Genomic DNA, 11,719 nt, shown 5'->3' on the forward strand with positions numbered 1-11,719 from the left:
CGGTCTGTCCGGGAGGCGGCATTGATGGGGGTCATGATTCCCGAATACAATGCCGCACTGTTGCCGCAAAGGGCGGCGCCCGCCGGCGCGTCCGGCCATGTGTTCATGGCCACGCTGGCGCTGGCTGCGCCCCGACTCCCGCAGGCCGACAAGCTGGCCTTTCCAGCGCGATCCAACCGACCCGACCATCAACGCCTTTTCCGCCGCCTTCACCCATGACCCCACGCCAAACGCTGGCCCTCTTCTGTCTTTGTCTCGCCGCTGCCGGCGCGCCGGCACAGGAGGCGCCGCTGATCAAGCTCAGCCCTGCGCAGTCCGGCGCCGCCGGCATCGTCTACGGCCGCGTCGAGGAGGCCGGCGCTGCCGGCGAGGCGCTGCGCCTGGCTGGCAGCGTGGTGTTCCCGGTGCAGGCGATGGAGGTGGTCAGCGCGCCGGCCGCCGGCGTGGTGCAGGAGGTGGCGGCGGCGCCAATGCAGGCGGTGGCGGCCGGCGCCGTGCTGGCGCGGCTGTTCAGCCCGCAGTTCTTGGAATGGCAGCGTGACTATGTGCAGCTGGCCACCCAGGAACGGCTGGCCGCCGACAAGCTGGCGCGCGACGAGGCGCTGCACCGCGAGGGCATCATTGCGCTGAGCCGGCTGCAGGATGCCCGCAATGCGCAGGTGCAGGCGCGGGTGGCGGCGCAGGAGCGGGCGCAGCTGCTGCGCATAGCCGGCATGAACGAGGCCGGACTGCGCGCGCTGGCCTCGAAGCAGGCGCTGTCGGCCACCATGCCGGTGGCGGCGCGGCAGGCAGGCATCGTGCTGGAACTGCTGGCCATGCCGGGCCAGCAGGTCGAGGCCGGCGCGCCGCTGGCCAAGCTGGCCCGGGCCGGTGAACTGGCGCTGGAACTCCAGGCTACCCGCGCCCAGGCCGACCGCATCCAGCCGGGCGACAAGGTGGAGGTCGATGGCTGCCAGCGCGCCGGCAAGGTCAGCGCGATCAGTCCGCAGGTCAATGCGGCCAGCCAGGCGGTGCTGGTGCGCGCGCAACTGCCGCAGGCCGGGCAATGCCTGCGGCCCAACCAGTACATCGATGCCGTGGTCAGCACCCGCGGCGAGCGCGGCGGCCTGTCCGTGCCGAGCGCGGCGCTCTTGCGCATGGATGCCGGCGACTACCTGATGCTGCGTGAAGCCGACGGCGTGCGGCCGGTGCGGGTCACCGTGCTTTCGCGCGGCGCCGAGCGCAGCGTGGTGCGCGCCGGCCTCAAGCCCGGCAGCGAGGTGGCGGTGCAGGGCATGGTCGCGCTGAAGGGCATGTGGATGGGGTTGGGCGCACAGGGCGAGGGCAAGTGATGCTGGACCGCCTGCTTGCCCTGGCATTGTCGCAGCGCCTGCTGGTGATGGTGCTGACCGTGATGCTGGTCGGCGCCGGCGTGATGGCGCTGCGGGTGCTGCCGATCGATGCCTATCCGGACGTCTCCTCGACCCAGGTCAAGGTCATCATGAAGGCGCCCGGCATGACGCCGGAGGAAGTGGAAACCCGCATCACCGCGCCGATCGAGCAGGAACTGCTGGGCATACCGGGCCAGCGGCTGCTGCGCTCGCAGTCGAAGTACGCCATCGCCGACATCACGCTCGACTTCGAGGACAGCGCCGACATCTACTGGGCGCGCCAGCAGGTGGCCGAGCGGCTGGGCAATGCGATGCGCGACCTGCCGCCCGGCGCCGTCGGCGGCCTGGCGCCCATCACCACGCCGCTGGGCGAGATGTTCATGTTCACCATCGAAGGCGACCTGTCGCTGGAGCAGAAGCGCACCCTGCTCGACTGGGTGGTGCGGCCGCAGCTGCGCGCCATTCCGGGCGTGGCCGACATGAATGCGCTGGGCGGCCTGGTCAAGAGCTTCGAGGTGGTGCCCGATATCGCCGCGCTGGCCGCGCGCGGCCTGTCGCTGGCGCAGCTGCAGGCCACGCTGGAAGCGAACAACCGCAACGACGGCGCCGGCCGCCTGTCGGAACACGAGGAAGCGCTGGTGGTGCGGGCCGACGGCAGCATCCGCACGCCCGACGACGTGAAGGCGCTGGCCATTGCCGAGCGCGGCGGCGTGCCGGTGCGGGTGGCCGACGTGGCCACCGTCCGCGTGGGCAGCCTGACCCGCTACGGCGTCGTCACCATCGACGGCAAGCGGGAAGCGGTGGAAGGCCTGGTGCTGGGCCTGCGCGGCGCCAATGCGCGCGAGGTGGTGGCCCAGGTGCGCGCCAAGGTCGCCGAGATCGAGAAGAACCTGCCGGCCGGCGCGACCATCCGCCCCTTCTATGACCGCGGCGCGCTGGTCGACCGGGCGGTCAACACGGTGGCCAAGGCGCTGGCCGAGGCGGTGGTGCTGGTGATGGTGCTGCTGTTCCTGTTCCTGGGCAATCTGCGCGCGGCGCTGGTGGTGGCGACCATCCTGCCGCTGTCGGCGCTGGCCACCTTCGTGCTGATGCACTACTTCAACCTGTCGGCCAACCTGATGTCGCTGGGGGGGCTCGCGATTGCGATCGGCATGCTGGTCGATGCGGCGGTGGTGGTGGTGGAAAACATCGAGGCCCACATGGCCGAGCCGGCGGAAGGCGCGCCGCGCGAGCGGCTGCACCTGGTCTACCGCGCGGCCCGCGAAGTGGCGGCGCCAGTGGCGGCCGGCATGCTGGTGATCATGATGGTGTTCCTGCCGCTGATGACGCTGCAGGGCCTGGAAGGCAAGCTGTTTGCGCCGGTGGCGCTGACCATCGTGTTTGCGCTGTCGGCCTCGCTGCTGCTGTCGCTGACCGTGATCCCGGTACTGAGCTCGTTTTTCCTGCGCAACGGCAGCCATGTGCAGCCGCGGCTGGTACGCTGGCTGGAACGCGGCTATGCGCCCTTGCTGGCCTGGTCGCTGCGCAGCGAGCGACTGGTCTATGGCCTGGCGCTGGCTGGCCTGGCGGGCGCGGCGCTGCTGTTCGGCCTGCTCGGCAAGTCCTTCATGCCGACGCTGGACGAGGGCGACATCATCATGCAGGTGGAGAAGGCGCCGTCGATCAACCTGACCGCGTCGGCCGACATCGACCTGGCGGTGCAGCGCCAGATACTGGCCAATGTGCCCGAGGTCAGCAGCATCGTCGCCCGTGCCGGCGCCGACGAGCTGGGCCTGGACCCGATGGGCCTGAACGAGACCGACACCTTCCTGGTGCTCAAGCCGCGCGACCAGTGGCGCAGTCCCGACAAGGAAGTGCTGCAGGACCGCCTGCGGGAAGCCGTGGCCGGTTTTGCCGGCATGAATTTCAGCTTTACCCAGCCGATCGAGATGCGCACCTCGGAAATGCTGTCGGGCGTGCGCGGCGACCTGGCGGTGAAGATCTATGGCGCCGACCTGGCGCAGCTGGGCCGGCTGGCGGCGCAGGTGGTGACGCTGCTCGAAGCGATCCCCGGCAGCCAGGACGTGCTCACGGTCAGCAACACCGGCCTGCAGTACCTGCAGGTGGAATTCGACCGCATGGCAGCCGGCCGCTTCGGCCTGACGGTGGACCAGGTGCAGAACGACCTGCGGGCGCTGGTGGAAGGGCGCCAGGCCGGCATCGTGGTCGAGGAAGGGCGGCGGTTGCCGCTGATGGTGCGCGGCGAGCAGGCGCTGCGCATGTCGCCCGAGCTGTTCCAGAACCTGCGCTTGCCATTGGCCGACGGCCAGGCGGTGCCGCTGTCCTACCTGGCGCGCTTGAAGACGGTGGACGGTCCGGTGCGGGTGGAGCGCGAGAACGGTTCGCGCATGGTGGTGGTGCGGGCCAATGTGCATGGGCGCGACCTGGTCGGCTTCGTCGCCGAGGCGCAGGCGGCGGTGGCGCGCGACGTCAAGCTTCCGACCGGCTACCGCGTCGCCTGGGGCGGCCAGTTCGAGAACCAGCAGCGCGCGGCCAGCCGGCTGATGGTGGTGGTGCCGGTGGCGCTGGCGCTGATCTTCCTGCTGCTGTTTACCACCTTCGGCTCGCTGCGCCAGGCCGCGCTGGTGTTCGTCAACATCCCGTTTGCGCTGATCGGCGGCGTGCTGGCGCTGGCCGTCACCGGCGAATACCTGTCGGTGCCGGCCTCGGTCGGCTTCATCGCGCTGATGGGCATCGCGGTGCTCAACGGGCTGGTGATGATCAGCTATTTCAACCAGCTCGCCGCGCGCGGCATGGACACGCTGGCGGTGATCACCGAAGGCGCGCGGCGACGGCTGCGGCCGGTGCTGATGACGGCCAGCATCACCGGTTTCGGCCTGATTCCGCTGCTGCTGGCCACCGGCCCCGGCTCGGAAATCCAGCGGCCGCTGGCCATCGTGGTGATCGGCGGGCTGCTCAGCTCCACCCTGCTGACGCTGGTGCTGCTGCCGCTCTTGTTCAAGCGCTTCGGACGCGGGAGGACGGCATGACGGCGATGCGCGATTGCCTGCTTACGCTGGTGGTCCCGGCCAGCATCGAGGATGCGCTGCTGGAGCACCTGGCCGCGCATCCGGAATGGGCCGATAGCCTGATGGTGGCCCACCAGGACGGCATGGGCCAGGGCGCGAACCTGGTCACCGCGATGGAAAAGGTGCGCGGCCGGGCGCGCCTGGCGCTGGTCACGATGCCGATGCAGGCGCAGCAGGTCGATGCCCTGCTTGCCAGCGTGCGGCATCAGTTTCCCACGCCCGCGCTGTCCTGGTGGACCGTGCCGCTTACTGCTTATGGAAGGTCAGGATGAAATCGGTTTTGTTCTGCATGGCGCTTTCTGCCGCCGTGCCGGCGCTGGCCGCCGGGGTTGCCGGCGCGGCCTATCCGCCGCTGTTGCCGCCGCCGCAGCTGGTCACCCGGCTGCTGGAACGCCAGCCGCAGGTGACGGCCGCGCAGGCCGGCATCGAAGTGGAACAGGCCAACAGCCGCCGGCTGGCGGCAGGGCCCTATGAATGGTCGGTCAAGGCCAGCGCCCAGCGGCGCAACGAGGCCAGCGGGCCGCGTTATCGCGAGAACGAGGTCGCGCTGGAGCGGCCGCTGCGCTGGATGGGCAAGGCCGACAAGGATGCCGAGCTGGGCCGGCAGGGCGTGTCGATCTCCGAGGCGCGGCTGGCCGACGCCTGGCATGAAGCCGCGCGCACCCTGCTGCGGCGCTGGTTCGAGTGGGTGCGCGAGGCGCAGGCGGCGCGGCGCCTGCAGCAGCATGTGGCGCTGCTGGGCCAGCAGGCCGACATCGTGCGCAGGCGGGTGGCGGCCGGCGATGCGCCGCGCATGGAAATGATGCTGGCCGATACCGAGCGCAACCGCGCCGAGGCGGCCTTCCTGCAGGCGGCGCAGCGGCGCGACCTGCTGGCGGCCAGCCTGGCGGTGAGCTACCCCGGGCTGGAGCCGGTGCTGCCGGACGGCCTGCCGGCGCCGGCGCTGCCGGACGGCGACGCCGCGCTGTGGCGGCGCACGATCCTGGAAGACAACCATGAAATCGAGCTGGCCGACGCCGAGGCCGCGCTTGGCCGGGCGAGCGCCGAGCGGGCGGCGCTGGAGCGCACGCCCGACCCGACGCTGGGCCTGCGCTATGCGCAGGAACGCGACCACCAGGAGCGGCTGTTCTCGGTGACGGTGTCGATCCCGATACCGGGCCAGGCACGGCGGGAACAGATCGTGGCCAGCCAGGGCCGGGCCAGCGTCGCGCTGGAGAATGCGCGCGCGGTGCGGCTGAAGGTGGAAGCCGACGCGCTGGCCGCCGCATTGCGGGCCGACGGCACGCAGACGCTGTGGCGCCAGTTGGCCGACATCGGCCGCCAGTCCGGCAGCAATGCCGCGCTGGTGCTGCGCGCCTATGAACTGGGCGAGTCGCCGCTGTCGGACACGCTGCTGGCGCGGCGGCAGGCGCTGGACGCGCTGTCGGCCGCCGAGCAGGCGCAGATCGATGCGCTGGAAGCGCAGGCCCGGCTGCTGCTGGACATGCATGCGATCTGGAGCCTGCACGCCGACTGACGCCGGCCGGCGCGCAGGCGGGACAGCCGCCTGCTGTTACTGCCCGCGGCCGACTTCCTGCATCATGCGCGCCATCAGGTACAGCCGCGGCACGATGCTGTCGGCGTCGATGTATTCATCGCGCGCATGGTAGCCGGCGCCGGCCAGGCCGAAGCTCTCCAGCACCACCGCCTTGCCGGACCGGGACGCAAAGCCGGCATCGGTGGCGCCGCCGGTCATGTCGACCAGGTTCAGCTTGCGCTCCATCTCGCCGTAGATGTCCTGCGCCTTCTTGGCCACCTCGCGCGCGGTGGCGCTGGCGACGAAGGGCGGACGGCCGCGCTCGATGCTGATCGTGGTCTGCGTGTCCGGCACCAGCCGGTTCTGCACCTTTTCCTTCAGCGCCGCTTCCAGCTTCTCGAAGCCGTCCGGCACCGTCAGGCGCATGTCGCCGGTGGCCATCGCCAATTCGGGAATCTGGTTGCGCACCTTGCCTGACTGCGACATGGTCCAGTTGAGCTGGGTGCCGGGGACGGACTTGGCCACGTCGCGGGTCTGCACCAGCTGGTGCGACAGTTCGATCAGGGCATTGCGTCCCGCGTCCGGCGCCGCGCCCGCATGCGAGGAGCGGCCCTGCACCTGCAGCGTGACGGTGCCGGTGCCGGAGGCGCCGAGCAGGATGGCTTCCTTGCTGACCTGGGTCGGCTCGGCCGACAGCACGTAGTCATGCTCCGCGCCCAGCGCGGCAATCATCTCGCCCGAGCCGACCGAGCCGATCTCCTCGTCGGCATTGAACAGCACGGTCACCTTGCCGTAGTCGCGCCAGCCGGCGTCTTTCAGCAGCTGCAGCGCATGCAGGATGACGGCGATGCCGCCCTTGTCGTCGGCGATGCCGGGGCCATAGATGCGGCGGCCTTCCACCTTGTATGGCTGGGTGGCCAGCGTGCCGGCCGGGTACACCGTGTCCATGTGGGCCATCAGCATCAGCCGCTTGCTGCCGCTGCCGCTGAAGGTGCCGACGACGATGCTGCCCGGCCCGGTGCTGCCGCGCCGCCGCTCGGTGGTCGCGCCCAGCGCCTTCAGCCTGGCCTCGGTGTAGTCGGCCATCTTCGCCAGCCCGGCCGCGTCGCTGCTGCCGGATTCGATCATGACCATGTCCTTCAGGCTGTCGATCACCGCCGGCTCGGCCTGGCGGGCTGCCTGCAGCAGCGGCTGGTTTGCTTCGGCGGCCTGGACGTTGGCATGGACGGCGGCCGACAGGGCCAGGGCCAGCAGGGCGGGAAGGGTTTTGATGCGCACGGCGTCTCCTGAATATTGGGTGAGCCGTCATTCTAGCCAATCGCGGCCGATTGGCTGGCCGGCGACGATACGGGGCGTGGATCGTCCGGGCAAAAAAAACCCGCTCACAGGGAGCGGGTAAATCCATCCTTTGGGAGGGTGGAGGAGACAGGGAGGACTATACCGGCGGCCGGGCAAGTGTGGAAATTCCTATTGCCAATACTCCATATCACTGCCGTGAATGTCAGCTGCCCGGCCTGCCACCATGCGGGAGCGCAGCCCGTGATGGCGATCCACGCTAAGATGCCGCTTTTTGTCCGCCACATCGATGAGGCACGCGCCGCTCCTTTCCCGCATCGCCATATTGCGTCTTGCCGCCTGCCTGTCGCCCTGCATTGCAGCGCCGGCATGGTGCGGCGACAGCGACCTGGCCATCAAGTTCACGCCTTCCTGGTACCAGTCCGCCGACGGCAATCACGCCTGGGACCTGAACCTGCGCGCCAACCGCGGTCCGCATTCCCTGTGGGCGGGCCAGTACCTGGCCCGGGAAGGCCAGCGCCAGCTGCGTTCGGGCTATGAATACACCCAGGTCTTCCCGGCCGGGCAGGTGGTGTGGTCGGCCCAGGCGGCAAGCGGCGGCTTCGTCGGCGGCTCGGCCACGCTGCGGGTCGGCGATCCGTTCTACCTGATCGCCGGACTAGGCCGCACCAACCTGCACAATTACTACAACCTCAATTTCGACCCGAACGATGCAATCACCCTGGGCGCGGGCACCGGCGCGATTGCGCACACCGAACTCGCCCTCTATCAGGTCCGGGACGACCGGCTGGGCACCGGGCAACGCATCACCCATCTGTATGCGCATCTGAACCTGACCGATGGTGACCGGCTCTCACTGGACGGCACCTACAAGCGCGGCGTGGCGGATGATGGCATGCTGGTGCGCGGACACGGGCTGACCCTTACCTATACCCATCGGCATACCTTCATCCGGATCGCCCATGATCCCTATGCCAACTTCGGCAGCGTCAGCCAGAACCGCTTTTCAGTCGGGCTGACTTACTAGAGCCTGTTATGAACCTCAGGACGGTGCCTGGAAGCCGCCATAACTGGCCATCTGCGGCGTTGCGGCTCCTCGCCGTAACGCGTTACTGCCTCGTCGCCGCGTCTTGCATCTGGCCAGTTCTGACAGCTCCCAGACACCTTCCGAGATCCATAACAGGCTCTGGGCGCTTGCGGCTGGGTAAGTCACAAGTGGCGCCATCTGCCATGCTGCGGATATGCAGTGCTCCAACCCAACCACAAGGAAACCGGCAACATGGACCGATGGCTCCTCTATGCATTCATCTCGATGGCCTTTGCAGGCTTCACCTCCGTGATCGCCAAGCTCGGCCTGTCGGGCATCTCGGGCGACCTGGGCCTGGCCGTGCGCACCTGCTTCGTCTTCGTGTTCGTGCTGCTGTTTGCCGGCGCCGTCGTGCCGGCCGCGGAACTGCAGTCGCTTAATGCGAAAAACGTGTTCTGGCTGGCGGTGTCGGCAGTGACCACCGCCGGTTCCTGGGTTTTCTATTACAAGGCGATCAAGCTGGGCGACGTCTCGACCGTCGCCCTGATCGACAAGGGCAGCGTCGTTATCGCGCTGCTGCTGTCGTTCTGGGTGCTGCATGAAACCGTCACGCTGGCCAAGCTGCTGGGCGCGGGGCTGATCGTGGCGGGCCTGCTGGTGATTGCACGCGGGTGAAAAGGGCGTCGCTGCGCTGGACCAGGGATGGCGATGCGATTGTTTGCCGCTGCATGGAAGCATGAATAGCGATCGCCCCATCCCTTTTTGGGCCAGCGACCCGGGGACTTGTTGATTGGGCGCGCGATCCGGACTTTACCAAGGGACGAAGGGCGCCAACATTCCGTGCGAGGCCTTTTCAGGGTCGCCTTCGTTGCTTGCTGCTGCTCACTTGCTTTCGCTGCTGGCCACTTTTGGCCGGAACGCGACTTCCAGCGCAAATATCTCTGCTATCTGATTCAGGGACTTAAGCGTGGGATTTGCGGTTCCCGCCTCAAGGTCACGGATGAGTCTTACATTGACGCCACGATGCTTTGCGAATTCAGGTTGAGTTAGTCCCGAGATTGCGCGCATTTTTTTAACGGCTTCCTGCAACGATAGAGTGCCTGCAGCGACCTCCTCATAAAACTGCTTGCGTGCAGCGCGGGAAACTTCCTTCGGCACCGGCTTTTTTCGCTTGTCCATACTAGCCCCTGCTGCCAAGTTCGCGTAACTGCTCCCGTTGTCCCTGGATGGCGTGATAACGCTGGCTAATGATGTCGTCGTCCACGCCCTGGGCCCGCATCACGTCGGGCAGTTTTTCCAACTCCCCTTCGAAGGCGAACAGTTCAGCGCCTATTTGCCCAAGTTCAACCTGGTCGAATTCAAGGAACTGGAGAACGTCGACCCAGTTGGCAATTTCAGTCCTATCGTCCCGTTTCCAACGAAGCGTGCGCGCAATACCCTCTCTATCCAGGTTCATCGGCGCGAAGTCAAACAAGGGGGTTAGCTGAACCCGGCCATCAACAATTTGCACGGCCGTATTGCGCGCATGGTTGTCCGTATTTCCCATTGCGATATTAAGCACATCACGCTTTAGAAACTCCACGGTGGTCTCTGTCGGATTGGTGGTGTATTTCCGAAGCGCCGCCAGTACTTCATTTTGGGCAGGGATGGCGTCAAAGCCAATCTGACCCATCAGGGAAGCAGCGCTTTCCTGGTGCAGTCGCTCTACACGCCCGCCGCCTGCTTTTCTGTCGAACCGTGGAATGAATAGCATGTCATCCTGCAGTTCCGGCATTTCGTGAACGAGAATGCCAACTTCCTTCGCTACGCGCATGAAAGCTGCTTCATTTTGCAGAATTTTGATATCAGAAGCATGTTTGCCGCGTGGCAGCTTTACGAGATAGTGCTTTTGAGCCTGTTCGTCCGGAAGCACGCCGTCGGCGTACCAGAGTCCGTCCATGCCCTTGGTAAGCAAAAATTTCGGGGCCACGCCCTGGACGCCAGGCGTTCCCGCAGAAAGCATGCTGTGCCTGTGCAGATGCTCGATGAATTCTTCGCTACGTTCCAGAATTGCATCAGTACTAAATCCCTGGGCGACGTCAACGCCGCTGAGGCGCTCAACGTGGGCTTTATAAAAATCAACCGCTTCTTTTACCCGGAGCCGGCCTATGGGATTAAAAGCTCCTGCGCAAAGCAGGGGCCAGTCGGCAGCAATGCCGTTTCCAAGTTTTAGTTCTCCCAGCAGATAATGCCGCCCCTTGCCTTGTGGGACCAGGTCGAACAGGAAAGAGGGCCAGCGTGAAAGCTGCTCCACCTTGGCACTTACAGGAAAACGCAGGGATACTGGAGCAGTTTCGCTAAAGGCATACTCTATGTCGTAGTCCAGCATGGAGGAACCCATTCCCCCCAAGCCAGGGTCCCGTACTTCAACCGTGCAGCACTCTTTCCACTGACCGTGCAGCCAGATTTCAAACGTGCATTTCATGATCGCCCTGGAGACCTACAAGTAATTTATACATTATAGTTGCAAAATTATAGGCCAATACCTCTATAATTTATGCATTAAAGTGGCAAAAAAGCGAATCGCTACCTTTCTGCACCTGATGAGATCGATATGGGAGAGGAACTGCGTAGCCATGTCATTCCCGCCAATCTTCCGGCTTCCTCAGTCAACGAAGCCCTGGAGTGCAGCGCCCAGAGTCCGTGTCTCGCCAGGGAACGGCTATTACCTTGCAGGCTGTGCGCTTCGAACAGTTGTGCCTCGACTCGTCCTGTGCACTCGCGGCGCAGCGCTCTGCGGCCTGAGATGCACGGCCTGAGATACACGCGGCCTCTCAGGAAATCATGCGCAGCAAGTATTGCGTGGGTTCGTCCAGAGTAGTCATCAGCTAACTCTTTGAGTCGAAGCGATCCATCGTCGGCCCGGGCCTACCTCCCTACTGTTCTACCGCAACGCAGAAAAAGGTGCGTCACGGATTGATTTTCATGGGTGCGCGCCAACTGCTTATTCAAGCCCCATGAAACGGCAAAAGCCGGCGTGCGTGCGCCGGCTTTTGTTGTTTGCTGCTGTTTCGGTCCGGCCGCCCTGCAGGGCGCGGCCGGATGCTGCTTCACAGCGTACTGACTGCTGCTTAGCCGCCGAAGTAGGTGTCGTTCACATCGCCGTAGTGGCGGTTGGAAGCGGCCTGGATGGCTTCGGCGCGCACGTCCTGGCGGCTGCGGCTGCTGGCGGCGTAGACCGTGTCCTGGCCGTCATGCTGGCGCTGGACGATCGCGCCTTCCGAGGCGGCCTGGGCCAGGTCCTGGCGCACTTCGGCGCGGGTCAGGCGGGACTGGAAGCCGGCGTCCGGGGCAACGAATTCGGTCTGCTGGGCAAAGGCCGAACCGGCGGCGGCGAAGACGGCAACTGCGGCGATGAGGTTCTTGACGTTCATGGTGTTCTCCAAATAAAGGTTGAGGAAGC

Annotated in this window: 10 protein-coding genes; 6 read left to right on the plus strand and 4 right to left on the minus strand. The window is 66.1% G+C overall.

Going from position 1 to position 11,719, the window contains the following annotated elements:
• The first annotated feature begins 215 nt into the window (after nt 1-215).
• Genes ABC383_RS20530 through ABC383_RS20545 form a run of 4 tightly spaced genes read left to right on the plus strand, consistent with a single transcriptional unit; the run spans nt 216 to nt 5,954 of the window.
• On the plus strand, nt 216-1,331 hold the full coding sequence (locus tag ABC383_RS20530) for an efflux RND transporter periplasmic adaptor subunit (protein ID WP_413016714.1): 1,116 nt from the start codon (nt 216-218) through the stop codon (nt 1,329-1,331).
• Nucleotides 1,331-4,399 carry an efflux RND transporter permease subunit gene (locus ABC383_RS20535; RefSeq protein WP_413017381.1) on the plus strand — a complete coding sequence of 1,023 codons (3,069 nt, stop codon included), beginning with the start codon at nt 1,331-1,333 and terminating at the stop codon, nt 4,397-4,399. The genes ABC383_RS20530 and ABC383_RS20535 overlap by 1 nt, the downstream gene beginning before the upstream one ends.
• A complete protein-coding gene (locus ABC383_RS20540) occupies nt 4,396-4,710 on the plus strand; it encodes a DUF3240 family protein (protein WP_413016716.1) in 315 nt (104 codons plus the stop codon). The genes ABC383_RS20535 and ABC383_RS20540 overlap by 4 nt, the downstream gene beginning before the upstream one ends.
• Entirely contained in the window at nt 4,707-5,954 is a 1,248-nt protein-coding gene (locus ABC383_RS20545; RefSeq protein WP_413016718.1) for a TolC family protein, read from the plus strand. The genes ABC383_RS20540 and ABC383_RS20545 overlap by 4 nt, the downstream gene beginning before the upstream one ends.
• A gap of 36 nt (nt 5,955-5,990) precedes the next feature.
• On the opposite strand, the gene ABC383_RS20550 is transcribed toward ABC383_RS20545, so the two are convergent.
• Complete coding sequence (locus ABC383_RS20550; protein ID WP_413016720.1) at nt 5,991-7,232, minus strand: M20/M25/M40 family metallo-hydrolase; 1,242 nt, start codon at nt 7,230-7,232, stop codon at nt 5,991-5,993.
• A gap of 307 nt (nt 7,233-7,539) precedes the next feature.
• Here ABC383_RS20550 and ABC383_RS20555 point away from each other — a divergent pair, with 307 nt between their 5' ends.
• Both ABC383_RS20555 and ABC383_RS20560 read left to right on the plus strand, forming a co-directional pair.
• Entirely contained in the window at nt 7,540-8,277 is a 738-nt protein-coding gene (locus ABC383_RS20555; protein ID WP_413016722.1) for a hypothetical protein, read from the plus strand.
• 252 nt (nt 8,278-8,529) lie between these two features.
• Nucleotides 8,530-8,952 (plus strand): EamA family transporter, encoded by a 423-nt coding sequence (locus tag ABC383_RS20560; protein ID WP_413016724.1) that lies wholly within the window; start codon nt 8,530-8,532, stop codon nt 8,950-8,952.
• A 207-nt stretch (nt 8,953-9,159) separates the two neighbouring features.
• Here ABC383_RS20560 and ABC383_RS20565 read toward each other — a convergent pair whose 3' ends face one another.
• The 3 genes from ABC383_RS20565 to ABC383_RS20575 all read right to left on the minus strand — a co-directional run bounded on the left by ABC383_RS20565 (nt 9,160) and on the right by ABC383_RS20575 (nt 11,690).
• Nucleotides 9,160-9,456, minus strand: a complete 297-nt coding sequence (locus ABC383_RS20565) for a helix-turn-helix domain-containing protein (RefSeq protein WP_413016726.1) — start codon at nt 9,454-9,456, stop codon at nt 9,160-9,162.
• 1 nt (nt 9,457) lies between these two features.
• The gene (locus tag ABC383_RS20570; protein ID WP_413016728.1) at nt 9,458-10,645 is read right to left on the minus strand and encodes a type II toxin-antitoxin system HipA family toxin; all 1,188 of its coding nucleotides are present in this window, start codon (nt 10,643-10,645) and stop codon (nt 9,458-9,460) included.
• 742 nt (nt 10,646-11,387) lie between these two features.
• Nucleotides 11,388-11,690: a DUF4148 domain-containing protein gene (locus ABC383_RS20575; RefSeq protein ID WP_413016730.1), complete on the minus strand. Its 303-nt coding sequence runs from the start codon at nt 11,688-11,690 to the stop codon at nt 11,388-11,390.
• Nucleotides 11,691-11,719: the final 29 nt, after the last annotated feature.

This window comes from Noviherbaspirillum phoenicis (assembly GCF_047237965.1).
Lineage (GTDB): Bacteria > Pseudomonadota > Gammaproteobacteria > Burkholderiales > Burkholderiaceae_D > Noviherbaspirillum_A.

Excerpts from the sequence above, each read along its gene's own strand:
- ABC383_RS20530 (WP_413016714.1), top strand. The coding sequence starts at position 216 with ATGACCCCACGCCAAACGCTGGCCCTCTTCTGTCTTTGTCTCGCCGCT.
- ABC383_RS20535 (WP_413017381.1), top strand. The coding sequence starts at position 1,331 with ATGCTGGACCGCCTGCTTGCCCTGGCATTGTCGCAGCGCCTGCTGGTG.
- ABC383_RS20540 (WP_413016716.1), top strand. The coding sequence starts at position 4,396 with ATGACGGCGATGCGCGATTGCCTGCTTACGCTGGTGGTCCCGGCCAGC.
- ABC383_RS20545 (WP_413016718.1), top strand. The coding sequence starts at position 4,707 with ATGAAATCGGTTTTGTTCTGCATGGCGCTTTCTGCCGCCGTGCCGGCG.
- ABC383_RS20555 (WP_413016722.1), top strand. The coding sequence starts at position 7,540 with ATGAGGCACGCGCCGCTCCTTTCCCGCATCGCCATATTGCGTCTTGCC.
- ABC383_RS20560 (WP_413016724.1), top strand. The coding sequence starts at position 8,530 with ATGGACCGATGGCTCCTCTATGCATTCATCTCGATGGCCTTTGCAGGC.
- ABC383_RS20565 (WP_413016726.1), bottom strand. The coding sequence starts at position 9,456 with ATGGACAAGCGAAAAAAGCCGGTGCCGAAGGAAGTTTCCCGCGCTGCA.
- ABC383_RS20570 (WP_413016728.1), bottom strand. The coding sequence starts at position 10,645 with ATGCTGGACTACGACATAGAGTATGCCTTTAGCGAAACTGCTCCAGTA.
- ABC383_RS20575 (WP_413016730.1), bottom strand. The coding sequence starts at position 11,690 with ATGAACGTCAAGAACCTCATCGCCGCAGTTGCCGTCTTCGCCGCCGCC.